A 24,505-nucleotide genomic window follows, 5' to 3' on the forward strand; every position below is an offset into this window, starting at 1 on the left:
GCCCCAATTTCGCCGGCATGGCGACCGGCCGGCTGCTGTTCGGCATCGGCGCCGAGACCTTCGGCATCGCCACGCTGGCGGCCATCGCGCAGTATTTCGCCGGCGGCACCGTCGCCTTCGCGATGGGGCTGGCGCTGGCGATCGGGCGCCTGGGCTCCTTTGGCGCCGACATGTCGCCGACCTGGTTCGCCAGCGCCTACGCCCAGGGCTGGCAGCCGCCGCTGGTCATCGCCGCCACCCTCGCTGCGACGTCGTTCGTGGCGTCGCTGGCCTACTGGTGGGTGGACCGTGGCGCTCAGCGTGGGGTGTCAGCCGCACCGGCGGCCGAACGCTTCGTGCTGCGCGACCTGCTGCACTTCGGCAAGGCCTATTGGTATCTGCTGGCGCTGTGCGTGCTGTGGTACTCGGTCATCCTGGCCTTTCGCAGCACCTTCTCGATCAAGTATTTCCAGCACACGCATGGTCTGGACCTGGCCACGGCAGGCGAAATGAACAGCTATGTCTTCCTGGCCGCGGTGTTCGCCACGCCGGCCTTCGGCTGGCTGTGCGACCGGCTTGGCCGCTATGCGCCTTTCCTGGCCCTGGGGGCGCTGCTGTTGCCGCTGGCGCTGGCCGTCATGGCACTGACGGACTGGTCCCTGTGGGTGTCGACTGCGCTGATCGGCGTCAGCTTCTCGCTGGTGCCCGCCGTCATGTGGCCGCTGACCAGTCGCCTCGTTGCCCCGGCGCGCTTCGGCACGGCCATCGGCCTCATGTGGGTGGCGCAGAACGCGGGTGTCAGCGGTGCCAACCTGATGGCCGGCTGGTTGAACGACCAGGCCGGCGCCGGTGCGGCCAACCCGGCGGGCTACGGGCCGATGATGGCCTTCTTCGGCACCGCGAGCGCGCTGGGCTTACTGTGTGCGCTGGCGCTGTGGCTGACGGCTGGTCGGCGCCGGCACGAGGTCACGGCCGCAGCGTGACCAGGTCGCGCAGCAGCAGGTCGATGTTGGCCCGCAGCGCGCGCTCGTTGGCGATGCGCAGCCGCTCGTTGGGCGACACGATGGCCTCGCTGAAGCGGGCCTCGTCGGTGTTGGCGACGCGGCGCTGGTAGACCGGCTTGCCACTGGCCTTGTCGACCAGGGTGTAGCTCACCGCCACGCCGACGGTCACGCCGACGGCGGGCACCAGGGGCTGGTCCAGCTGCAGCAGCTCGGCCTGCAATTCGAAGCGCGGCGCCGGCTCGGGCGACAGCGGCTTCATGCCGACGGCATGCAAGGACTCTTCCAGCGCCTGCTGCAGTGCCAGGGCACTGACCTTGGAGCCCCACCAGCGGCCGGTCTCCTGGCCGCCCTTGACGGCAGCGACGCCGACCTGGGCCTTGAGCGCATCCGGCACCCAGCCACGGATCTGCAGCGCCTCGGCCGGGCTGATCGCCATGGGCAGGGGCTGGCTGGGCGTGCCGCAGCCGGCCAGCAACAGGGCCAGCAGGGCGGCGGGAAGCAGGGCAGGGCGCGACATGGGTGTCCCATGCTAGGCCCAGGCGCGGCTGGGCAGGGCAACAAAAAGCGGTCGCTCTGCCCGGCTTTTCAGGCCTCGGAAAACAGCCGGTGCGTCATGACCGTGCCGCTGGCGGGAGTTTTCACCCGCGGCATGACGGGGTCACTTCACGTCAAGCGTATAGGTCACGGCCTGCGACATGCTGGGCAGGATGGCGCCGAAGTTCAGCGTGTAGCGGCCGCGCTTGAGCGGCCCGAGGGCCACGTAGTAGCCATTGCCGGCAGCCGGCGCGTCGTCGTCAGGCGCGACGAGGAAGCAGCCCTTGGTGGCCTGGCGGTGCGCTTCCAGCCCCGCGAAGCGTTTGCCGTTGAGATCCAGCACCAGGGCCGCGGGCGCCTCGGTCAGCGACTCGGCGCGCAGCATCAGCGAGGCACAGGCCTCGCGCTCATCGTCGGGCGGGAAGGCGATGAAGTTGATCAGCGGGAAGAACAGCGTCTTGCCCACCGGGATGCTGCAGCGTCGCACCGTGCGCTTTGTGCCATAGGTGCCGGCCAGGAACCAGACCGGCCCGGACTGGCCGCTGGCGCACAGGCTGCCGTCGGTGTCCGCCACGGGGCTGTCCTCTTCGTCGAAGGACAAGGCCCAGTGCCACCAGCGCTTGGACCATTCCTCCTGCGTGGCGCCAGCGATAGCCTTGCCCGGCGGGATGAGCTGGGCCTGGGCCTGGGTCGGCACGGTCGTGGCCAGCAGCAGGGTCAGAAGGAGAGCGTGTCGCATCGATGCTTTCAGGATTTGCGCTTGCGTTCCATGGCCACCTGGGAGACCTGAAAGCCCAGCTTTTCGTAGAAGGTGGCCACGCCGTCGCGGCCGGCGCGCAGCACCCAGGTCATCTCGTCGTTGTCGCCGACGGCCGCCTTGACGAGGGCGCTGCCGACGCCGCGGCCGCGGTGGGAGTCCGCTACGACGACCATGGAGATATAGCCGTTGAAGAGGCCGTCGGTGATGGMGCGCAGGAAGCCGATGACCTCGCCGTCGTCGTCCACGGCGGCCAGGGCCACCTGGGAGCGCCGGACCAGTTCCGCAAAGACGTCGGCATCGGCCACGCGCGGTCCCCAGTGGTTGGCGATCAGCAGCTCGCGCGCGRCTTCGATCTCGGCAGGCTGGATGGGTCGGATCTCCAGATCAGCCTCCGAACATCATGCGATGGGCCAGCGCTTTCTTCAGCGGCGTGGCCAGCTCCAGGCCGGCCAGGGCCAAGCCACGCAGCGCTGGCAGCCCCGGCAGCCGCCAGGCAAAGCTGCGGGCGAGGAAATCGGTCGCGGCAATCATGGGCCAGCGGTCGGGCGCGCGCTGCCAGTCGACGCGGGCCAACACGGCGTCCAGGCCCAGGCCGGTTTCCGTCGCATCGCGCAATGCATCGATCAGGGCCTGGGCGTCGCGCAGGCCCAGGTTCAGCCCCTGGCCGGCGACCGGGTGCAGGGTCTGGGCCGCATTGCCGATGCGCAGCGCCCGGCCTTGCAGCAGCCGGGTTTCGGCGTTCAGGCCGAGCGGGAAGCACTTCAATGCCGAGATGCCGGTCAGCCGGCCGGCCACGGCGGGCAGCTGCTGCTGGATGACGACCAGGCGCTGAGCGTCGTTCAAGGTAGCGATGTCGTCCTCGGCCTGGGGCAGGCACCAGACGATGGCTGCGCGCGGGCCCTGCGCGTCGTCGGGCAGGGGCAGCAGGGCCAGGGGCCCGTTGCGTGTGAAGCGCTCGATGGCCAGGCCCTGCAGGCCGGGCGGCGCCAGGCGCACCGTGCCGACCCAGGCGTTCTGGTGATAGTCGCTGGTGATGGACTTTCTATCCTGCTCGGCAAACACGCCGCCCTCGGCGACGACGGCGAGGTCAAAGCTGTCGACGACTGGACCTTCGCCGCAGTCCAGCTCCACGCCAGCCAGGTTCGAGCGAATCGCATGCACGGCGGTCCCGAAGCGGGTGAACAGGCGCTCGCGCTGGGCGGTGGCCAACTCCAGCCAACGCTGCTGCAGCGGCGCGACCAGGGCGCCATAGGGCAGCACGGCGCCAAGCTGGGGCAGGCCCTGCTCGGCGGCGCTGATGCGCACCTCACCGGCAATCGGCGCGGGCGGTGCCTGGCTGACATGCACGGTCTGGATGGCCTGAGCGCTTTGGGGCTGCCAGGCGTGCAGGCGCTGCAGCAGCCGGATGCTGCCGAGGTTGAGCGCCAGCGTGCGGGCGTCGCCGCTGATGTCGTGGTCCAGCGGCCGGGTGTCGAAAAGATGGATTTCAGCGCCTGCCAGGCGCTCGGCGGCGAGCAGGGCGAGGGCGAGGCCGGCAGGACCGGCGCCGATGACGGCGAGCTTCATGGGCTCAACGATAACTGCCGGCGATGCAGCTGCGCGGCGACTCGGGGTGTCGGGCGCCTCGCCCCCGGCGTGCTCGGGGCCATTGTGGCCATGCACCGGCCGGGCCGGGCGGCCCCGATAAGCTGCGGCTTTTCCGCCCCTCCCGCACAGGAACGCTCCATGCAATACCGCCGTCTCGGCCGCGCCGGCCTCCAGGTTTCCGAACTCTCCCTCGGCTCCTGGGTCACGTATCACAACCAGGTCGGCACGAAGGCCGCCACCGAGATGCTGGCCGCGGCCTTCGACGCCGGCGTCAACTTCTTCGACAACGCCGAGGTCTATGCCCAGGGCGAGAGCGAGGTCGTCATGGGCCAGGCCTTCAAGGCGCTGGGCTGGAACCGGCTGGACTACATCGTCTCCAGCAAGTTCTTCTGGGGCCTGGCGCGAGACGGCGTGACGGTCAATCGCAAGGACACGCTGAACCRCAAATACCTGATGCAGGCGGTCGACGCGTCACTGAAGCGCTTCCAGCTCGAGCATCTGGACCTGATCTACTGCCACCGCCCCGACCCGAACACGCCCATCGAGGAAACCGTCTGGGCCATGAGCGACATCATCCGCCAGGGCAAGGCGCTGTACTGGGGCACCAGCGAATGGAGCGCCGCCGACATCCGCGCCGCCTGGGAAATTGCCGAGCGCCATCACCTGCACAAGCCCGTCGTCGAGCAGCCGCAGTACCACCTCTTCCACCGCCGCCGTGTCGAGCAGGACTACGCCCGCCTGTACGAGGACATCGGCCTGGGCCTGACGACCTGGAGCCCGCTGGCCTCGGGCCTGCTGACCGGCAAATACCGTGGCGGCATCCCCGCCGGCAGCCGCGGCGCGCTGGAGAACATGAGCTGGATGCGCGAGCAATTGCAGGACAAGGCCAGGAACGACGCTGTCGGCAAGCTGTCCGAGATCGCCGCCGAGCTGGGCTGCAGCATGGCCCAGCTCGCCATCGCCTGGATCAATCGCAACCCGCGCGTGTCCACCGTCATCCTGGGCGCCAGCCGCATCGAGCAGCTGCGCGACAACCTCGGCGCCCTGGCCGTGACGCCCAAGCTGACCCCGGAAGTCATCGAACGCATCGACAGCATCGCCAAGCCTCTTGCGCAGTGATCATTCACGTTCTCTGAGGGCAAGACCCGGCAAAGCAGGCCCTTTGGGTGCCTGAGAATGCCGTTATGAGGGTCTTGACAACAAAAGGGTGCGCTGCAGCCCTGCTGATCGCCGCGGCGCTGCTGACCACCGCGGCACAGGCGGTGGTGCCGCGCTTCGAGCCCATCGGGGAAGCGGGCGCGGTAAGGGACAACGTTGTCTCCGCACTGGCGCTGGATGCCCGCGGCGTGTTGTGGGCCGGCTCGCCCGAGGGGCTGCTGCGCTTTGACGGCTATGCCTTCCGCCGCTACCCCTTGAGCGGCCCCGACGGCCAGCTGCTGCCCGAGCAGTTCGTGCGCGCCATGCTGCCCGACCCGCGCGGCTGGATGTGGGTGGCCGCCGGCAACAGCGGCCTGGTGCGCCTGGACGTGGCCACCGGTCGCTGGGATCGCTGGGCGCGCGACGGCAAGTCGGCCGACGAGACCGCGCCCGCCGCCAATACCGTGCGCACCTTCGCGCTGGAAAAGGACGGCACGCTGTGGATAGGCGGCAGCGGCGGCCTGGACCGCTTCGACGTCAAGAGCCAGCGCTTCACCCACCACCGCGGCAAGGAGGACGGCCTGCCCGACCCGCGCGTGCAGACCCTGCTCGTCGACCGCCAGGGCACGCTGTGGATCGGCACCTGGCGGGGCCTGGCGCGCAAGGCGCCCGACGGCCCGATCGAAGCGTTGGACGTCGGCATCGGCGACCAGCTGGTCACGCTGATCAGCGAGGCCCAGGACGGCCGCATCATCGTCGGCACGGCCCAGGGGCGGCTGCGCGCGCTGTCGCCCAATGGCCAGCCGCTGCCCTTCAGCCCCGGCGCCCAGCCAGGCGCCACCTCGGGCGTCTGGCCCGTCATGGCCATGGCCCAGCCCGATGCCGACGAGCTGTGGTTCGGCGACGCCTCGGGCGTGTCGCGCCGTCGCGCGGTTGACGGCGCGCTGATCGAGCGCCTGCCCGCCACCGGCGCCGGCACCGCGCCGCGCAGCGATGTGCGCGCGTTGATGCGCGACCCGTCCGGCACGGTCTGGGCTGGCAGCTATGGTGGCGGCCTGATGCGCCATGTGCCGTCGCTGCCTGGCCTGTCCATGGTGCGCGAGGCCATCGGCTCGGTCTCGGGCGGCCTGGACGTGCGCAGCATCCTGCAGCTGGACAACGGCGAGATCTGGCTGGGCACGCTGGCCGGCGGCATCGAACGCCGCGACCGCCAGCTGATGCCGCTGGGTGTGGTCGCCCAGGGCAATGGCGGCCTGCCGTCAGGGCGGGTCAATGCACTGGGGCAGAGCAAGGACGGCTCCGTCTGGGTCGCCATCGACACCCAGCTGCTTCGTTTCGACACCCAGGGCCGCTGGAAGGAAACCCTGCGCAGCGGCAATGCCGTGCCGCGGCGCTTCCACGCGCTGGACGACGGCTCGCTATGGATCGCGACGCTGGACGGCGTGATGCGCTGGACGCCCGAGCACCCGCAGATGCGCGCCATCCCGACCGCCGGCCTGGTGGGCGGCACCGGCGAGGTCAATGCCTTCGCCAGCCTGCCCGACGGCAGCCTGTGGGCGGGCGGCGYGGCCGGCCTGTTCCGCGTCGCCAAGCCGGGGTCGGACGAGCCCGTGGCCGAATGGGTCGAGCCCGTGGGCCTGACCGGCCAGACCGTACTGGGCATGGCCGTCGACCTGGCCGGGCGCCTGTGGGTGGACACCGGCACCGGCCTGCACCGCCTCATCGACAGCGACGGCAAGAAGGCGCGCTTCGAAGTCGTCGGTGCCTCCGACATCGGTGGGGCGTTCGGCGCCAACCYGCTGTTCGACAAGCAGGGCCGCATCTGGTCGCAGCGCAATATGTACGACCCGCGCAGCGGCGAGCGCCGCGAGCTGGGCGCGGCCGACGGCGCTGATCTGGGCACCGGCTGGTTCCGCGCCTACGCCAAGCTCGACGACGGCCGCATGCTGTTCGGCGGCGCACGCGGCCTGCTCGTCATCGACCCTGACCGTTTCTCGCCCTGGACGTACAAGCCGCCGCTGGTCGTTTCGGAGCTGCGCGTCGATGGCGAGGAGCGCGCGCTGCCGGCCAACGGCAGCGACATCGTCCTCGCGCCCGGCGAGCGGGGCCTGAGCCTGGCCTTCGCCTCGCTGGACTACAGCCAGCCCAGCCGCAACCGCTACCGCTACCGGCTGCAGGGCCTGGACGCCGGCTGGATCGACGCCGGCATGCTGGGCCGTACGGCGGCCTATACCAACCTGTCACCCGGCCACTACCAGCTGCAGGTGCAGGGCAGCAATCGTGACGGCGCCTGGAGCCCCACCGAGATCAAGATCGGTGTCAACGTGCGCGCCGCCTGGTGGCAGACGCGCTGGGCCCTGGCCCTGGCCGTCATCGCGGCCGTGGGGCTGGTGGCGGCCATCGTCAGCATGCGCACGCGGCTGCTGCTGCGCCACCGCCGCGTGCTGGAGCTGCGCGTGCAGGAGCGCACCGAAGCGCTGGAGGCCGCCACTGCCGCGCTGACGGCCAAGTCCGTCGAGCTGGAAGAGGCCAGCCTCACCGACCCGCTGACCGGCCTGCGCAACCGCCGCTTCCTGGACCGCCAGATGCCGGCCGACGTCGCCATGGTTCTGCGCCACTACGAGCCGACCTCGGGCGCTCTCGTCGCCAACCCCGACAGCGACCAGGACCTGCTGTTCTTCCTCATCGACATCGACCACTTCAAGCGCATCAACGACGCTCATGGCCACATGGCCGGCGACGCCGTGCTGATGCAGATGCGCGGCCGCCTGGAGCAGGTCTTTCGCGCCACCGACTACCTGGTGCGCTGGGGCGGCGAGGAGTTTCTCATCGTCGCCCGCGGCACGCCGCGCCGCCGCGCGGCCGAGCTGGCCGAACGCGCCCGCCAGGCCATCATGGCCCAGCCCTTCGAGCTCGACGGCGGGCTGCGCTTGACCCTGACCTGCTCGGTCGGCTTCTCGGCCTTCCCGCTATGCCCCAGGCTGCCGCGCGCGCTGGACTGGCATGCCGCCATCGACCTGGCCGATGCGGCGCTGTACGACGCCAAGGACACCGGCCGCAACGCCTGGGTCGGCCTGCTGGACGCCAAGGCCGATGGCGAGGACGAGCTGCGCCAGGACATGCGCCGGCCGCTGGACAGCTGGGCCGCCAGCGGGCGGCTGACGCTGCAGCGTTCAGGTCGCAGCTGAGGCCCGCGGCGGCGGCTTGCGAAACGACGCCATGCAGCCCGCCGCCCCGCTTTCTTTCGGTCACGCAGCTCTGGCCCGGCGCCTCGTGAGCGAGCTGGAGGCCAGCCTCAGGCCCGGCGCTGGCAGCAGCACCGAGCCGGCGCTGGTCATCGGTGTCTTCGGCGAATGGGGTGCGGGCAAGAGCCGGTTGCTGCAGACCGTGGCTGCCGCTCTCGATCCCGGCGACGGCAAGCAAGTCCTCAACGTCGTCGTGTCCTTCAACGCCTGGCGCTATGAGCGGGAGGAGCACTTGCTGGTGCCCTTGCTGCGCGTGGCTCAGCAATGCCTGCGCAAGGCCCTGGACGAAAGCGTCGACGAACGCATTCGCCGCAATGAGAAGCTGTCCGACCGGGTGTTGCTGCTCGGCGAGCTGGCGCAAACCGTCTATCAGCACGGCGGCCGTGAATTGCTGCAGACGGCGCTGACCACTCAGGGCGTGGCACTCAAGCTGCCGGAACTGAAGACCGAAGCAGGCCAGACCAAGCCTTCTGTGTGGCGGCGGTGGTCAGAGCACGGCAAGGCGCTGAAGCGCGCCCGCCGCCTGGAGTTGCCGGGCGATCAACTGCACAGCCTCTACTACGACTTTCTCGAGCACCTCAAGGCGGTGACCGGTCGCAATCCGAGTGCCTTGGCCCTGCACCGTGAACGTCTGAAATACGGTGGCGTCGGCTGGTGGCCTCGCACGCAATATTGGTTCAGCACGAAGTGGGCTTGGCTGATGACCGGCGAGTCACCGCCGCAAGAGGCGGACTTCCGGCTCAACCTTGTCTTCCTCGTCGACGACCTCGACCGCTGCCTGCCCGACAAGGCCGTCGAGGTCCTGGAGGCGATCAAGCTCTTCCTGGAGGTGGAGGGCTGCGCCTTCGTGCTGGCGCTGGACGAAGAGGTCATCGAGCGCGGCATTGCGCACCGCTACCGCGACTACGCGCTGCAGGGCAAGGAGGGCATGACGCCCATCACCGGTGCGGAGTACCTGGAGAAGCTCGTGCACCTGCCGGTGCGGCTGCCGCGGCCCACCGGCGCGGCGGCGCGCGACTTCCTGGCCGACAAGTGGCCGGCCTGGTTCGCCGACGCGTCCGCGCAGGCCAACGACCTCGCCACGCTGGTGGCTGCCATCACGCCCGGCGTGCCACGCAAGCTGCACCGCATGACCTCGCTGCTGGCCCTGGCCGAGTCTCTGGGTGCCGGCGACGCCAAGACGCCGCGCAAGCGCGAATGGCTGGCCATCGTCTGCGCGCTGCAGTTGTTTGCGCCGGCCTTGTACCGCTATCTGCGCCTGCACGGCGCCAGGCTGCTGATCACGCTGGCCGATTGGCGCACCGACGCGCTGTTCCGCGATGTCGCCGGCCTGCGCAAGGCGCTGCAACTGCAGGTGCTGGGCGTCGATTCACCGGCCCAGCTGCAATACCGCCTCGTACTGCTGCGCCTGCCCGACCTGTGCGAGGCGGCCATGCACAACCGCTCGGGCTTTGACCTGCTGGAGTTGCTGGCACGGGTGAGCGAGCTGCACGAGAAGGCGGCGTTGACGGGGGCGCAGCTCGGGGCGCTGATGGTGTTCACGGAGGTGGAGGGATCTGCGGAACAACTCGCCGCAGCCGCGGCAGCCGTCGTGCCGACGCCGGAATCCGTGAATCCGGAGAGCGCGTTGTCGGCTGACGAAGTTGATCTGATGCTGGAAGAGTTGGCCGCGACGCCCGAGCCGGTCGAACCGCAGGCCGCTGCTGTCCAGAGCGAGGAGCCGGTCGCGCTGGCGAACGCCCCCCAGGAGGCGCGCCTGGAGAACGAGCGCGCCCTGGTGGAGGCGGTCAACTCGGGCGAGCTGGAGCTGGTACGCGTGGCGCTGTCGCGCGAGGGCGCCTCACTGCGGGACCGCGTGCTGCCGGCGTCACTGTGGAGCCTGCTGAGCAGCGGCCGGCTGATGGATCAGCTGCGTGCCTGGGTCGACCGCGGTGCGCCCGCCGATGCCACGCAGTTCCTGCTGCAGGAGCTGCGGCCCCATCTGTCGCAGGCGGCAGCCCTGGACCTGCTCCGGCAGTTCGGGACGCCGGTACTCAAGGTGCTGAAGCGCCCGGACTGGGCCGCCGAGGTGCGCGCGGAGGACGGCACCGCGACGCTGCTGACACCGCCGCTGCGCCGCGGTGAGGCGATCTGGCTGCCGACCGGGCCTCCCGATGCGGCGGCGACCTGGGCGATTCCGAGAGGGTGGGTCTGCCCGGAGCAGTACGGTGCCAGCCAGGCGCGTGAGGCCCGCGTCGTGCTGGGGTCGGATGCAGCTCACGGTGTTTATGCCCGGCTGCGCATGGCACCGCTGGAGGGGTATGACAAGGCGTTGCAGCATCTGCGCTGGGTGCCGGCCGGCAAGTTCGCCATGGGTTCGCCCAACGGCCCGGAGGAGGAGGGTGAGCTGCGCACGGTGACCCTCAGCCGCGGCTTCTGGATTGCCGACACCACTTGTTCCTGGGCGTTCTGGCGGCGTTTGGGCGGGCGCAGCGTGCGTAGCGATGACGGCAGCTTCCCCGTCGTCGGCGTTACTGCGGCTGAGGTGGAGGAGGTGCTGGCGCGCCTGGCCCGTGGCCTGCCTGACTGCGAGATTCAGTTGCCCAGCGAGGCCGAGTGGGAGGCGGCTTGCCGCGCCGGCACGCGGACGGCCTATGCCTTCAGCGACCAGCCGGGCCAGCAGAGGGTGCATGCCGAGGCCGACGCGCCACTCCCGGTCGCCGCGGGCGCCGCCAATTTCTGGGGACTGCGCCAGATGCACGGCAACGTCGCGGAGCTTTGCCGCGACCTGCTGGCGCCGGAACAGCGCAGCGCCGAAGCCGCCTGGGTCGATCCCGAAGGGCGGCCGGGCGCCGAAACCGGCTGGCACGCGCTGCGCGGCGGGTCTTTCCGCAGCCGCGTCGAGCAGACCCGCTCGGCGGCCGTCGACCGCATCGCCCGCGATCAGCGCCGCGACGACGTGGGCTTTCGCTTCATCCTGCGGGCCCAGGCCGCCGCGGATCAGCCACCTGCCTGACCCAGCGCCGGCCCCCAGCCCAGGGGCGCCGGCAGCGCGGCCAGGATGCGCTGGCGCAGCGGCGCGTAAGCCTCGTCCACCGGCTGGCCCGGGCGCGGGGCCAGCGGGTCCTGGTGGCTGCTGAAGGCTTCGTCCAGGTCGGCCCAGTCCGCGGCGCTCAGGAGCCGTGCCGCGCGCGGCAGGATCTCGGTCTCCTCGCGCCGCATGTGGCGCAGGTACCGGGCGGTGTAGACCTTGAGCTGCTGCTCGAACTTCATGCGCCGCGGCTCGCCCATGTGCTCCCAGGCGAGCAGGCTGTGCTGCAGCTCGCGCACCGCGCGTTCGCCCTGGGCATGGTCGGCGTCGAGTTCGTCCAGCGTCTCGCGCAGTTCGGGCGCCAGCGCGCGCAGCTTGGGGAACAGCAGCTCGCTTTCTTTTTGGTGATGCAAGCGTTCTGGAAATTCGTCGACATAGAACAGCATCGCCCGCAGCGCACCGAAGTCGCAGGGCGTGCCGGCGCGCTGCTGGGCCGCGAGCAGCAGGGGCAAAGTGCGCAGCATCGCGGCCAGGGCGTCGTGCTCGGCGCGGATGATGCGCACGGCCAGGGGCATGGGCGTGGTCATGCGCCAAGCGTCGCGCTTCGCCGCGCGGGCGGTCTTGCGCTGGATCAAGTCAATCGAACCACCCCCGTAAAATCCCTGGTTTTGCCCTTCAGCCCCAAGAAAGCCCCGGCCATGACTGCATCGACCGCTTCCCCCACCCTCATGGCCAACGCGATCCGGGCCCTCGCGATGGACGCGGTGCAGGCGGCCAACTCCGGCCACCCGGGCGCACCCATGGGCATGGCCGACATCGCCGTGGCGCTGTGGGGCCACCATCTGCAGCACAACCCGGCCAACCCGCACTGGGCCAACCGCGACCGCTTCGTGCTGTCCAACGGCCACGGCTCGATGCTGATCTACGCGCTGCTGCACCTGACGGGCTATGACCTGCCGATCGACGAGCTGCGCAATTTCCGCCAGATGCACAGCAAGACGCCGGGCCACCCCGAAGTGGGCATCACCCCGGGCATCGAGACGACCACCGGCCCGCTCGGCCAGGGCGTGACCAACGCCGTGGGCCTGGCCCTGGCCGAGAAGCTGCTGGCGCGCGATTTCAACCGCGAAGGCCACGAGATCGTCGACCACCACACCTACGCCTTCCTGGGCGACGGCTGCCTGATGGAAGGCATCAGCCACGAGGCCGCGTCGCTGGCCGGCGCCTGGAAGCTGAACAAGCTGATCGCCATCTACGACGACAACGGCATCTCCATCGACGGCCAGGTTGCGCCCTGGTTCGCCGACGACACCGCCAAGCGCTTCCAGGCCTATGGCTGGCACGTCATCGGCCCGGTGGACGGCCATGACGTCGACGCCCTGGACGACGCCATCGGCAAGGCCAAGGAGAGCCAGGACAAGCCCACGCTGATCATCGCCAAGACGGCCATCGGCAAGGGCTCGCCCAACCGTGCCAACACCAGCAAGGCCCACGGCGAACCGCTCGGCGCCGAAGAGATCAAGCTGACCCGCGCGGCCCTCGCCTGGGAGCACGAGCCCTTCGCTGTGCCGGCCGAGGTCTATGCCGCCTGGGATGCCAAGGAACGTGGCGACAAGGTTGAGGCCGAGTGGGACAGCCGCTTCGACGCCTATGCCGAAGCCCACCCCGAGCTGGCCGCCGAGTTCCAGCGCCGCATGGCCGGCGTGCTGCCCGCCAACTTCGCGCAGATCGCCGTCGACGCCGTCGTCAAGGCCCATGCCGAAGCGCAGACCGTCGCCAGCCGCAAGGCCAGCCAACTGGCGCTGGAAGCCTTCACGCTCGCCCTGCCCGAGCTGCTCGGCGGCAGCGCCGACCTGACCGGCTCCAACCTGACCAACACCAGCAGCACGCCGGCCCTGCGCATCGGCGCGGACGGCACGCCCAACAACGGCCGCCACATCAACTACGGCGTGCGCGAGTTCGGCATGGCGGCCATCATGAACGGCGTCGCGCTGCACGGCGGCTTCATCCCTTACGGCGGCACCTTCCTGACCTTCAGCGACTACAGCCGCAACGCCATCCGCATGGCCGCACTGATGAAGGCCCGCGTTATCCACGTGATGACGCACGACTCCATCGGCCTGGGCGAAGACGGCCCGACCCACCAGTCCATCGAGCATGTCGCCTCGCTGCGCCTGATCCCGGGCCTGGACGTCTGGCGCCCGGCCGACACGACCGAAACGGTGGTCGCCTGGACCATGGCCATCGGCAACGCCCAGCGCCCGAGCCTGCTGGCCCTCTCCCGCCAGAACCTGACCTACTCGCCCAAGACCAACGTCGACGAGATCGCCAAGGGCGCCTATGTGCTGTTCGACCCGGTGAGCGCCAAGGGCAACAGCAAGGCCGAGGCCGTCATCATCGCCACCGGCTCCGAGGTGCAGCTGGCGATGGCCGCCAAGGCGCTGCTGGCCGACGAGGGCATCAAGGTGCGCGTGGTTTCCATGCCGTCGACCAGCGTTTTCGACCGCCAGGACAAGGACTACAAGAAGAGCGTGCTGCCCAAGGGCCTGCCGCGCGTGGCCGTCGAGATGGGCGTCAGCGACTTCTGGTGGAAGTACGGTGTCGACGCGGTTGTCGGCATTGACACCTTCGGCGAGTCCGCCCCGGCCGGCGTGCTGTTCAAGCACTTCGGCTTCACGCCCGAGAACGTCGCGGCGACCGTCAAGGCGGTGCTGAAGAAGAAGTGATGCCGTCGCGCCCCGGGCCATGTGCGGTCAGGGGGTGGCGATGGACATCAGGGGCTCGGGGGCGCCGCCGCGGGCCTGCCCGGCGCAGCGGGTGAATGCCGATAGCCGGGGTTCCCGGACAGACATCCAATGGCCCTTGATTCCGGGGGCTCTGGAGGGCTGGCGTTGGCGACTGGCGATTTGTTTCGTGCGCGTTCGAGGGGCTGGCGCGCCAACAGCGCACGGCTATGCAATTTCGTCGCGTTGTTCACCGCGCTTGCTGCGCTCGCCACCTGCAGGGCCGCCTGCGCGCAGGACATCCGCGTCGTCGACGTGGCGCTCGTCGCCGGCGCGCCAATGCCGTTCTACCCGCTGCCGTCGCCCTCCGCGTCCGTGGCGGTCCAGCGGATGGTGCAAGACGAGTTCGGCTTCCTGTGGCTGAGTGCCGAGGACGGGTTGCGGCGCTACGACGGCTACGATTTCATGAAGGTCCCGGCGGACCAGCGCGCGAACAGCGTCGGCTTCATCATCGGCCAGTCGCTGTTCAAGGACCATGCGGGCCGGCTGTGGATCGGCGCCGACGATTCGCTCAGCCGCTATGACCCTGCGACCGGCAGCTTCAAGCAGTACCGGTCACCCAACGAGGCCTGCGGCACCGTGGCGATCACCCACGACATCAGCGAGGACCCGGACGGCCTGATCTGGCTCGCGACGGACGACGGCGTGACGGCCCTGGACCCGGTCACGTCGAAGACGACCTGCCATCGGCCGCGCTACACGCCCGGGCTCGGCGAGACGCGCGTCATCGCCACGCTGGCGCTGCGCGACGGCACGCTCTGGGTCACGAGCTCCGAGGGGCTCCACGTGCTGGACCGGCGCTCGGGCGAGGTCAGGCGACACATCAGGCTGCAGAACGGCTCCGGGCGCAAGTTCGTCGCCACGGGATACCCATCCAAGCCGTTCCTGGACAGCCGGGGCATGCTGTGGTTTGGCCTGTCTTCCGGCGGGGATCTTGCCTCGGTCGATGTGGCCAGCGGCGAAGTCACCGTCTATGTGTTCCGGGGCGGCGGGCTGGCGCCGAACGCCTCTTCCGGCGTCCTGTCGATCCAGGAGGATGACGACCGGGCACTCTGGCTCGGCACCGGCAAGCTGGGCCTCGTCAAGCTGACGCCGGACCGCATGCAGGCGCTCTGGTACCAGAGCGACCCTGACGATCCCGACGGCTTGCGCGGCGACCTCGTCGTCGGCACGTTCCGGGACCGCGACGGGAGCTTCTGGTCGACGACGAGGGCGGGGGCCGTCTACCGCTTCGACACCGAGCGTCCGCGTTTCCGGTCCTACCGCCACCAGCAGGCGGACCCGCGCAGCCTCGGCAAGGGCCCGGTGACCGCCGCCTACGCCGAGAACGACCAGACGCTGTGGATCGGCACGGACCGCGGCCTGAACCGCGTCGACCGCACGACCGATCAGGTGACGCAGATCGACCTGCCGGTGTTCGCGCGGGGCGTCCGGGCGATTGCGGATCACGCGGGCGACCTCTGGTTGGGCACGTATGGCAACGGCCTGATCCGCTTCGATCGCCGCACGCAGCGCTACACGGCGTACACCCACGTCGCATCGGACCCGCGCTCGCTGAACCACGACCGCATCACGGCACTGTGGGTTGATCGCGGCAACACCTTGTGGGTCGCCACGGACTTCGGCCTGAGCCGCTGGGAGCCGGCGACGGAAAGGTTCTCGACCTTCAGCCCGCAGCCTGGCACCCTGGTTCAGTACCGCTCGATCACGGAGGACGCCAGCGGTGTGCTGTGGCTGGCGACGTCATCTCACGGCCTGCACCGTTTTGATCCCCGCACGAGCACCTTCAAGGTCTTCGATGCGGAACTCCGCGCCGCGCGTCCGCCGGGCCATCAACGCGTCAATGCGGTCCACGTCGACCGCGCCGGGACGGTGTGGGCCGGGACCTTCCGCGGGCTGGTCAAGCTCGATCCCCGCGACGGCACGTTCACCTCGTACGACTCGCGCGCCGGCCTTCCCGCGGACAGCGTGTTCGGCATCCTGGAAGACGACGATGGACAGCTGTGGGTCAGCACGCCGAACGGGCTGTCGCGCTTCGACCCGCGCACCGGGACCTTCACGAACTACCGCGCGTCCGACGGCCTGCTGACCGACCGGTTCGCGAACCCCGTGGTGGCCGCGAGGAGTTCAAGCGGGGAGCTGTTCTTCGGCTCGCAGAAGGGGCTGGTGGCGTTCATCCCCGGCCAGGTCGTCGACCGCAAGCGCACGCTGCCGGTGTTCCTGACCGACTTCCGCCTGTTCGGCGAGTCGGTGCTGCCAGGCAGCACGCCGCTGCAGCAGCCGATCTGGTCTGCTTCTGCGCTGGCGCTGGAACCGCGCAGCATCGCGTCCTTCGACTTCGCCGCCTTGAACTATGTCGACCCGGCGCACACCCGCTACCGGTACCGGCTCGAAGGGTTCGAGACGAAGTGGAACGACACGGACAGCGCGCGGCGCAACGCGACGTACACGATGCTGCCGCCGGGCGACTACACCTTCCTCGTCCAGGCGCGCGGCACCCGCGGGGACTGGAGCGAGAGCGCGGTGCCGCTCAAGATCCACGTGCCGCCGCCGTGGTATGCCACCTGGTACTTCCGCGCCGCGGTCGCCGTGCTGCTGCTGACGGCGCTGTGGTTGGCCTACCGCCTGCGCATGCGCCAGTTGCACCGCCATTTCGAGATCGCGCTCCAGGCGCGGCTCGACGAGCGCACCCGCGTCGCGCGCGAGGTGGCCGAAGGGCTGGAGCAGCGCGTGCGCGAGCGCACCGAAGAGCTGGCCAGCGCCCAGCACGCCGCCGAGGCCTCCACGCGGGCCAAGAGCGAGTTCCTGGCCAACATGAGCCACGAGATCCGCACGCCGATGAACGCCATCCTCGGCATGTCCTACCTGGCGCTGCAGACCGGCCTGGACGCGCGCCAGCGCAACTACGTCGACAAGGTGCACCGTGCCGCCGAGTCGCTGCTCGGGATCATCAACGACATCCTCGACTTCTCGAAGATCGAAGCCGGCCGGCTGGAGATCGAGGAGATCCCCTTCCAGCTCGGCGACGTGCTGGACCAGCTCGCCACGCTGGTGGGCATGCGCGCCGAGGAAAAGGGGCTGGAGCTGCTGTTCGCGCTGTCGCCCACGCTGCCAACCGCGCTCGTCGGCGACCCGTCGCGGCTGGGCCAGATCCTGCTGAACCTGAGCAACAACGCGGTCAAGTTCACCGAGCAGGGCGAGGTCACGGTGGCGGTGGCCGAGACGGCGCGCGAAGGCCAGCGCGTGACGCTGCGCTTCGAGGTGCGCGACAGCGGCATCGGCCTCGCGCCCGAGGCCGTCGCGCGCCTGTTCCAGCCCTTCACGCAGGCCGATGCGTCGACCAGCCGGCGCTACGGCGGCACGGGGCTGGGCCTGGCGATCTGCCGCCACCTGGTGGAGCGCATGGGCGGCGAGATCGGGTTGGACAGCGAGCCCGGGCGCGGCAGCTGCTTCCACTTCAGCCTGCCCCTGGGCCTGCAGCCCGGGGCGGCGCCAGCGCCGCAAGACAACGAACTGCACGGCATGCGCATGCTGGTCGTCGACGACCATCCGGCGGCACGCGAGCTGCTGCACACGCTGGCGACGGCCTTCGGCCTGGAGGCCGAGACGGCGGCGGATGGCGTTGCGGCACTGCAGGCCGTGGCGCAGGCCGACGCCGAGGACCGGCCGTTCAGGCTGTTGCTGCTGGACTGGCACATGCCGGTCCTGGATGGCATCGGCTGCCTGGAACGGCTGGGGCAGGCCGCCGGCAGGCACGCTCCGCCGACGGTGCTGATGGTGACTGCCTTCAACCGCGACGAGGCCGAACGCCAGCTCACCGCACGCGGGCTGCTGGTGGCAGGGCTGCTGGCCAAGCCGGTCACGCCCTCGGGCCTGCTGGACGCCTGCGCCAATGCGCTGGGCCGTCCGCGTGCCGGGCTCAGCCGCAACGTGCAGCGCCACGAACTGCTGCAGGCGCGCCAGGCCGGGCTGGCCGGCGCGCGCGTCCTGTTGGTCGAGGACAACCCCATCAACCAGGAGCTCGCGCGCGACCTTCTGAACCGCGCCGGCATCGTCGTACACATCGCCGGCGACGGCCAGGAGGCGCTGGCGATCCTCGCGCGCGAGCGCTTCGAGGCCGTGCTGATGGACTGCCAGATGCCGGTGATGGACGGCTACGAGGCGACGCGCGAACTGCGCCGCCGCCCGGAACTGCAGGACCTGCCGGTGATCGCGATGACGGCCAACGCGATGGCCGGCGACCGCCAGAAGGCGCTGGAGGCGGGCATGAACGACCATGTGCCCAAGCCCATCCGCGTTGACGAGCTGTTCGCCACGCTGGCGCGCTGGGTGCGTCCGGCGCTGCCCGCGCCCGCGCCGCAGGCGCCGCCCGCGGCCCTGGACATGGGCGCCGGCCTGGCCGCGCTGATGGGTGACGAGGCGCTGTATCGGCGCTTGCTGGCGCTGTTCCGCGAGCGTGAGAGCGACATCGTCGTGCGCTTGCGGGCGGCCCGTGAGCGCGGTGATGGCAAGGCCGCCCTGCGCTGCGCGCACGACCTGAAGAGCGTCGCGGGCAGCCTGGGCATGCCCGCCCTGCAGCGTGCCGCCACCGCGCTGGAGGAAGCCTGCAGCCAGGGCGTCGAAGCGGTGGGCCTGGAGCCGCTGCTGCAGGCGGTGGAGCGCGAGCTCTCGGCCGTGCTGGCCAGTTTGCAGGAGAAGGGCTTGACCTGAAGTCAGCGATTTCTGGTGGTAATACGGTGTCGACGCCGTCGTTGGTATCGACACCTTCGACGAGACCGCGCCGGCCGGTGTGCTGTTCAAGCACTTTGGCTGCACGCCGAAGAACGTGGCCGCGACCGTCAAGGCGGTGCTGAAGAAGGAATAACGCGGCGGTCTTGCGGTAAAACCTCCGGTCATGGCGGCAGGAGATGCAATGCGCGACTTCATCATTCTTTTGGCGGCAGGGCTGTGCACATTGGCGGCTCAGGGCCAGGTGCCAAGGCCGGATGACAGGGCCGACCAGATGCTGGCCTGCCTGCTCAATGCCAACGCACTCCCTCAGCTGCCGAGGGAAAAGCGGGAGGCCTTGCGCGGTCAACCGTCGAGTTCACGGATGGTGCGGGTGAAGCTGCTGTTCGAGCGCCCGGACGCGGCCCCGCGCGTGGAGGTGCTGGCCAACACGGCCGATGAGTCCATGCAGGACGAGGTTTTCGACTATCTCAAGGGCCATCGCCTGCCCTGCCTGCCTGCGGGCGCTGCCCCGCTCGCGGCTGTCCAGGAATTCGTATTCGCCGGCGATGCACCGGTGCGGATATCGGCGGCACGGGGGTGGTCGGAGCAGGCCGCGACGCAGAAGTGTGTGGTCATGCCGCGCAAGGCGCCCGATTTCGTGTATTCGCAGATGGAGGGCCCCATCGTCAAGACCCTGGTGGTGGCCCGCTTCGACGGCGACGGCCAACAGCCGCCCAAGGTTCAGGTCCTTTACTCCAACGCCGGCCCACGACCGCAGAAGGCGATCCAGGAATACCTGGAGCAATACCGGATGCCCTGCCGGCAGGCAGGCGATCCCCCATTTGCCTTCGAGCAGCTCTTCCAGTACGTCTTCACGTCCGCCAAGCCGCCGAAGTTCCGCGAGGCCGAGGTGCCGCTGGCCAAGTTCATGGGCTGGGTGAAAGGCCGCAGGACCCTGGACGCTTCGTTTGATTTCGACACCATGGCGTGCCCCTTCAAGGTGACCTGGACGCAACGTCGGCCTCACCTGCCCAACACCGCTTTCGAGCTCGGACGACCCGATCCCAACCGCCTGGAATTCCTGCGCTGGCTGGCCGGGCTGGAGATGGAGCTGGACTCGCGTTCGCAGGACTGGCTGTTCGATGAATCCATGGTCATCGACATTCCCTGCGGCCGGTTTGCCGCCGCGACCGGTGGCTGAAATCGCCCTGAAACCACTCCGTACCGCGAATCGCCGAGAATCGCGCCCGCACCGAATTTTTCATCCTCTGGAGACAGTTCCATGACCATCAAGATCGGCATCAATGGCTTCGGCCGCATCGGGCGCATGGTGTTCCGTGCCGCCGTGGCGAATTTCAAGGACATCGAGGTCGTCGCGATCAACGACCTGCTCGAGCCCGACTACCTGGCCTACATGCTGAAGTACGACAGCGTGCACGGCAAGTTCGACGGCGAAGTCTCGGTAGACGGCAACACCCTGATCGTCAACGGCAAGCGCATCCGCCTGACCGCCGTGAAGGACCCGTCCGAGCTGAAGTGGGCCGAGGCCGGCGCCGACATCGTCATCGAAGCCACCGGCATCTTCCTGGACAAGGCCGGCGGCGAGAAGCACCTGGCCGCAGGCGCCAAGAAGGTCATCTTCTCGGCACCGTCCAAGGATGAAACGCCGATGTTCGTCTTCGGTGTCAACCACACCAAGTACGCCGGCGAAGCCATCATCTCCAACGCGTCGTGCACCACCAACTGCCTGGCCCCGCTGGCCAAGGTGCTGAACGACAAGTGGGGCATCAAGCGCGGCCTGATGACCACCGTGCACGCCACCACCGCGACGCAGAAGACCGTCGACGGCCCGAGCAACAAGGACTGGCGCGGCGGCCGCGGCATCCTGGAGAACATCATCCCGAGCAGCACCGGCGCCGCCAAGGCCGTCGGCAAGGTCATCCCCGAGCTGAACAAGAAGCTGACCGGTATGAGCTTTCGCGTGCCCACCAGCGACGTGTCGGTCGTCGACCTGACCGTCGAGCTGCTGAAGGACGCCAGCTACGAAGAGATCTGCGCCGAGTTCAAGGCGCAAAGCGAAGGCGCGCTCAAGGGCGTGCTGGGCTACACCGAGGACAAGGTTGTCGCGACCGACTTCCGCGGTGACGCCCGCACCTCCATCTTCGATGCCGACGCAGGCATCGCGCTGGACAGCACCTTCGTCAAGCTGGTGTCCTGGTACGACAACGAGTGGGGCTATTCGAACAAGGTCCTCGAAATGGCCCGCGTTGTGGCTGCGTGAGCCCCTCGTCCAGTCTGCCGCGCTGAACGCGGGCCAGACTAGCCGGTCCCCCAAGGGGACGGCGATGCTTGCCGGATCGACCGGCAAGCACATCGCCAGGCGGGCCGGCTAGGGGCGGCCCGTCGCTCGGCCCGAATACCGCTGAAAAGGCCAGTCGATCTCGCGATCGGCTGGCCTTTCTGCTTTCTTGCGCCCCACACTTGTTTGCGATTGCTTCACAAGGGCGCGCCTAAACTGGCCGCCCCGCCCGTTCGAGCTCGCCGTCATGAAGTCCTTGCGTCCGCTGCTGATCGCCGCCCTGACCGTGATGGTCGCGCCCGTGCTGGCTCAGACGGCAGACACCGAAGCCCGCGTCATCGTGCGCTTCAAGCCCCAGGCCGACAGCGTGCGCGCCAAGGCCCTGGCCTTGCGGGCCACCCGGGCCGAGGCGCGCGAGGTGGCGCAGACGCGCGCGACGGCCCTGGGCCTGCGCAGCGGCCAGCGGCTGGCGGCCGGCATCAGCCTGGACGAGCGCACCCATGTGGTCATCGCCAAGGGCATGACCGGTGCCGCGCTGGCAAAGAAGCTGGCCACCGATGCCGAGGTCGAGCTGGTGGTCGTCGACCAACGCCGCAAGCATGCCCGCCTCCCCAACGACCCGCTGTTCGGTGGCGCGGACGTGAACCCTGAATCGACCGTCGGTGGTGTGCAGGCCCGCACCATCGACCAGTGGTATTTGAAGAAGCCCAGCGCCACGCCGGGCCAGGTTGTCTCCAGCATCAATGCGCCGGCAGCGTGGGACACCACGACCGGCACCGCCACAACGATAGTCGCCGTGCTGGACACCGGCGTGCGCCTGGATCACCCCGACCTGTCGGGTCAATTCGTCAGCGGCTACGACATGATCGGCTTCGGCAGCGCCGGCAACAGCCAGCAAGCGACGTCGATTGCCATCGCCAATGACGGTGGCGGTGCTGACAACGACCCGTCCGACCCGGGCGACTGGGTCAGCCAGACCGATATCAACGGCGGCGCCCTGGGCAGTGGCTGCGACAGCAGCGACATCGGCAACAGCTCCTGGCACGGCACCCGTGTGTCCGGCCTGATCGCCGCCAGCAGCAACAATGGCTTGGGCATGGCCGGCGTCGGCTGGGGCCTGAAGATCCTGCCCGTGCGTGTGCTGGGCAAATGCGGCGGTTATGACAGCGACATCATGGCTGGCATGAAGTGGGCTGCCGGCATTGCCGTGCCGGGCTTGCCGGCCAATGCGAACAAGGCCAAGGTGCTCAATATGAGCCTGGGCGGCAGCGGGACCTGTGGCACCACGGGCACGGGCGCTCTCTACCGTGACGTCATCAGCCAGGTCAACGCGGCCGGTGCCACCATCGTCGTCGCGGCCGGCAATTCCGAAGGCCAGGCCGTCGGCCTGCCGGGCAACTGCCCCGGCGTCATCACGGTGGCGGCGCTGCGTCATGTCGGCACCAAGGTCGGCTTCTCCAGCCTCGGTACGGAGGTGACCATCGCCGCGCCGGGCGGCAACTGCATCAACACGCTGACCAACCAAGCCTGCCTCTATCCCATGGTCAGCACGACCAACTCGGGCACGACGACGCCGGTGGCGGGCGCAGACACCTACACCGGCAGCGGCGCCTCGGTGGGCACGAGCTTCTCGGCACCCATCGTCAGTGGCATCGTCGGGCTGATGGCCTCCGTGCGTCCGGGTCTGACCTCGGCCGAGGCAACGCAGATCCTCAAGAGCACGGCGCGCCCCTTCCCGACAAGCGGGGGCGGCAGCGCCGCGGATGGCAACCCGCCGCAATGCAAGGCACCCAGTGCCACGGCGCAGGACGAGTGCTACTGCACGACCAGCACCTGCGGCGCCGGCATGGTGGACGCCGCTGCGGCCGTGGCCGCGACCCAGGCGCTGAACGGCACGACGGTGACCATCACGCCAAGCCCGGCGAGCGGCCTGACCGCTGGCCAGACGCTGACACTGACCGTCACGGCCACCGGCCTGCCCGGGGACCGCTCGGTCGCCTCCACGGCCTGGGTGCTGGTCGATGGCGGCGGCATCGTGACGGCCTTTGCCTCCGGCGCCAGCACGGCCACGGCGACGATCACGCCGACGGCGGCCGGCAGCTTCACGGTGCGCGCCGACCTGACCGACAACGCCGGTGTCGTCTACAGCCAGTCGGCGACGATCAGTGTCGCGGCAGCGTCTTCGTCGAGCGGCTCGTCGGGTGGTGGCGGCGGCGCGGCCAGCGCGGCCTGGCTGGCTGGTCTGTTGCTGGCGGCGTTGGCGCTGCGACGCTCAGCTGCTGGCCGCTGATGCGGCTGCGGCGGGCGCCGCACTGCAGGCCTTGAAACCGACGGCCAGGGCCGCGTCCTTTGACGCCTTGAGCCGGGCCGCGAGCAGGCCGTCGGCCTGATTGATGACCAGGCTGTGGCGAGCCAGCGGCGCCTTCAGCGTCAGCACGCGCAGGCCCTTGAGGCCGCGTTTGTCGAAGTTCTCGGCCTGGGCGTTCGCCTCGGCCTGGCTGGGGTGCTTGCTGAGCACGAAGGCCGGTTGCTCGGCGGGCAGGCCATCCAGCGGTTCGAAGTTGATGCGCAGCTGCTTGTAGGTGGCTTCCTTGCGGGCGCGGAACTCGGGGTCGGCGAGCTTGATGGTCGCCACCACCCACACGCCCGGCTGCTCGCTGCTGCGCACCTGGGCCTCAGCACCGGCAGCCTTCAAGGCGGCCTGGGCGGCGGCGAGGGCCGCATCGCCATCGAGCGGGCCCAGTTCCAGGCAGCTGCGCTGGGCGGCGACGGCGGCCGCACTGGCGGCCAGGGGCTGGATGCGTTCGGGATGCTGCTGGGCCTTGACGCGCTGCGGCTCGCGGCCGCCCTCGGCCGGCAGGCCCGTGACGGTGTCCAGCCAGCCGCGCGACCAGATAAGGAAGAGGGCGTTCACCGCCAGCAGTACCAGCACGACCACGCGCATCACAGCGATTTCTCCAATCTGAGACTCAGTTCGCCTCCGCTGATCGGCAGCAGGCCAGCGGCGGTTTCCAGCAGCAGTTCACCACGCTCGCTGACGCCGCGTGCGGTGCCGGCCTGCTCGCCGACGCGCACACGCTGGCCGCCCGCGAGGTCGCGGCGCGCGAATGCCGCCTGCCAGGGCGCAAAGCCCAGAGTTTCAAAATCAGCCAGCATGCCACGCAGCGCAGGAGCCAGGCGGTCCAGCGTGGCATGCGTGGTGGCGGCCGGGTCCAGCGTCTGCAGCGCCGCGTGGSCGCTGGCAAAGGCGGTGCGGTCGGCGCCTTCGGGCAAGGGCCGCAGGTTGAGGCCGATGCCGATGACGACGCCGCGCTGGTCCACCGGCAACGGCACGGTCTCGATGAGGATGCCGCCGAGCTTGGCGCCATCCAGGAAGAGGTCGTTGGGCCATTTGAGCTGGATGTGCCGGCCCGCCGGGTCCAGCGCATCGGCCACCGTGCAACCCACGGCGAGGGAC

The 24,505-nt window shown here is 69.7% G+C and carries 16 protein-coding genes; 9 read left to right on the forward strand and 7 right to left on the reverse strand.

Annotation, left to right across the window (positions count from 1 at the left end):
• The coding region (locus ACXJKR_RS04045) for an MFS transporter (RefSeq protein ID WP_457320939.1) at positions 1 to 962 on the forward strand (962 nt) is incomplete at its 5' end.
• On the opposite strand, the gene ACXJKR_RS04050 is transcribed toward ACXJKR_RS04045, so the two are convergent.
• The 4 genes from ACXJKR_RS04050 to ACXJKR_RS04065 all read right to left on the reverse strand — a co-directional run bounded on the left by ACXJKR_RS04050 (position 946) and on the right by ACXJKR_RS04065 (position 3,843).
• Positions 946 to 1,500, reverse strand: a complete 555-nt coding sequence (locus tag ACXJKR_RS04050) for a hypothetical protein (protein ID WP_056199808.1) — start codon at positions 1,498 to 1,500, stop codon at positions 946 to 948. The two genes, ACXJKR_RS04045 and ACXJKR_RS04050, sit on opposite strands and share 17 nt — an antisense overlap.
• A gap of 141 nt (positions 1,501 to 1,641) precedes the next feature.
• Positions 1,642 to 2,256, reverse strand: coding sequence for a hypothetical protein (locus ACXJKR_RS04055; RefSeq protein WP_056199805.1), 615 nt, complete (start codon positions 2,254 to 2,256; stop codon positions 1,642 to 1,644).
• Between the two features lie 8 nt (positions 2,257 to 2,264).
• Positions 2,265 to 2,582 carry a GNAT family N-acetyltransferase gene (locus tag ACXJKR_RS04060; RefSeq protein ID WP_457320941.1) on the reverse strand — a complete coding sequence of 106 codons (318 nt, stop codon included), beginning with the start codon at positions 2,580 to 2,582 and terminating at the stop codon, positions 2,265 to 2,267.
• A 79-nt stretch (positions 2,583 to 2,661) separates the two neighbouring features.
• Complete coding sequence (locus ACXJKR_RS04065) at positions 2,662 to 3,843, reverse strand: FAD-dependent monooxygenase (RefSeq protein ID WP_457320943.1); 1,182 nt, start codon at positions 3,841 to 3,843, stop codon at positions 2,662 to 2,664.
• 159 nt (positions 3,844 to 4,002) lie between these two features.
• Between ACXJKR_RS04065 and ACXJKR_RS04070 the strand changes: the two genes are divergently transcribed.
• The 3 genes from ACXJKR_RS04070 (at position 4,003) to ACXJKR_RS04080 (ending at position 11,241) form a co-directional block, all read left to right on the forward strand.
• A complete protein-coding gene (locus ACXJKR_RS04070) occupies positions 4,003 to 4,983 on the forward strand; it encodes a potassium channel beta subunit family protein (RefSeq protein WP_457320945.1) in 981 nt (326 codons plus the stop codon).
• Between the two features lie 65 nt (positions 4,984 to 5,048).
• Entirely contained in the window at positions 5,049 to 8,189 is a 3,141-nt protein-coding gene (locus tag ACXJKR_RS04075; RefSeq protein ID WP_457320948.1) for a diguanylate cyclase, read from the forward strand.
• Positions 8,190 to 8,220: 31 nt separating this feature from the next.
• Positions 8,221 to 11,241, forward strand: coding sequence for a P-loop NTPase fold protein (locus ACXJKR_RS04080; protein ID WP_457320950.1), 3,021 nt, complete (start codon positions 8,221 to 8,223; stop codon positions 11,239 to 11,241).
• On the opposite strand, the gene ACXJKR_RS04085 is transcribed toward ACXJKR_RS04080, so the two are convergent.
• Complete coding sequence (locus ACXJKR_RS04085) at positions 11,226 to 11,843, reverse strand: hemerythrin domain-containing protein (RefSeq protein ID WP_457320952.1); 618 nt, start codon at positions 11,841 to 11,843, stop codon at positions 11,226 to 11,228. The genes ACXJKR_RS04080 and ACXJKR_RS04085 overlap by 16 nt on opposite strands.
• Before the next feature lie 111 nt (positions 11,844 to 11,954).
• Between ACXJKR_RS04085 and tkt the strand changes: the two genes are divergently transcribed.
• From tkt to ACXJKR_RS04110, 5 genes are all read left to right on the forward strand, one after another.
• Positions 11,955 to 13,982, forward strand: a complete 2,028-nt coding sequence (gene tkt, locus ACXJKR_RS04090; protein WP_457320953.1) for a transketolase — start codon at positions 11,955 to 11,957, stop codon at positions 13,980 to 13,982.
• A gap of 243 nt (positions 13,983 to 14,225) precedes the next feature.
• Positions 14,226 to 18,749, forward strand: coding sequence for a response regulator (locus ACXJKR_RS04095; RefSeq protein WP_457320955.1), 4,524 nt, complete (start codon positions 14,226 to 14,228; stop codon positions 18,747 to 18,749).
• Positions 18,750 to 18,951: 202 nt separating this feature from the next.
• Entirely contained in the window at positions 18,952 to 19,950 is a 999-nt protein-coding gene (locus tag ACXJKR_RS04100) for a hypothetical protein (protein ID WP_457320957.1), read from the forward strand.
• Positions 19,951 to 20,031: 81 nt separating this feature from the next.
• Positions 20,032 to 21,030 (forward strand): type I glyceraldehyde-3-phosphate dehydrogenase, encoded by a 999-nt coding sequence (gene gap / locus ACXJKR_RS04105; RefSeq protein ID WP_457320959.1) that lies wholly within the window; start codon positions 20,032 to 20,034, stop codon positions 21,028 to 21,030.
• A 265-nt stretch (positions 21,031 to 21,295) separates the two neighbouring features.
• Positions 21,296 to 23,338 carry a S8 family peptidase gene (locus tag ACXJKR_RS04110; RefSeq protein ID WP_457320960.1) on the forward strand — a complete coding sequence of 681 codons (2,043 nt, stop codon included), beginning with the start codon at positions 21,296 to 21,298 and terminating at the stop codon, positions 23,336 to 23,338.
• Here ACXJKR_RS04110 and ACXJKR_RS04115 read toward each other — a convergent pair.
• Together ACXJKR_RS04115 and ACXJKR_RS04120 are read right to left on the reverse strand one after the other, a co-directional pair.
• Positions 23,321 to 23,992 (reverse strand): hypothetical protein, encoded by a 672-nt coding sequence (locus tag ACXJKR_RS04115; protein ID WP_056199777.1) that lies wholly within the window; start codon positions 23,990 to 23,992, stop codon positions 23,321 to 23,323. The two genes, ACXJKR_RS04110 and ACXJKR_RS04115, sit on opposite strands and share 18 nt — an antisense overlap.
• Positions 23,992 to 24,505: biotin--[acetyl-CoA-carboxylase] ligase (locus ACXJKR_RS04120; protein WP_457320963.1), on the reverse strand; the 514-nt coding region annotated here is incomplete at its 5' end. The genes ACXJKR_RS04120 and ACXJKR_RS04115, both read right to left, overlap by 1 nt.

Source organism: Roseateles sp. P5_E11 (genome assembly GCF_054049355.1).

Coding starts and splice junctions, on each gene's coding strand:
- ACXJKR_RS04110 (WP_457320960.1), top strand. CDS start 21,296: ATGAAGTCCTTGCGTCCGCTGCTGATCGCCGCCCTGACCGTGATGGTC.
- ACXJKR_RS04065 (WP_457320943.1), bottom strand. CDS start 3,843: ATGAAGCTCGCCGTCATCGGCGCCGGTCCTGCCGGCCTCGCCCTCGCC.
- ACXJKR_RS04055 (WP_056199805.1), bottom strand. CDS start 2,256: ATGCGACACGCTCTCCTTCTGACCCTGCTGCTGGCCACGACCGTGCCG.
- ACXJKR_RS04080 (WP_457320950.1), top strand. CDS start 8,221: ATGCAGCCCGCCGCCCCGCTTTCTTTCGGTCACGCAGCTCTGGCCCGG.
- ACXJKR_RS04100 (WP_457320957.1), top strand. CDS start 18,952: ATGCGCGACTTCATCATTCTTTTGGCGGCAGGGCTGTGCACATTGGCG.
- ACXJKR_RS04085 (WP_457320952.1), bottom strand. CDS start 11,843: ATGACCACGCCCATGCCCCTGGCCGTGCGCATCATCCGCGCCGAGCAC.
- tkt (WP_457320953.1), top strand. CDS start 11,955: ATGACTGCATCGACCGCTTCCCCCACCCTCATGGCCAACGCGATCCGG.
- ACXJKR_RS04115 (WP_056199777.1), bottom strand. CDS start 23,992: ATGCGCGTGGTCGTGCTGGTACTGCTGGCGGTGAACGCCCTCTTCCTT.
- ACXJKR_RS04050 (WP_056199808.1), bottom strand. CDS start 1,500: ATGTCGCGCCCTGCCCTGCTTCCCGCCGCCCTGCTGGCCCTGTTGCTG.
- gap (WP_457320959.1), top strand. CDS start 20,032: ATGACCATCAAGATCGGCATCAATGGCTTCGGCCGCATCGGGCGCATG.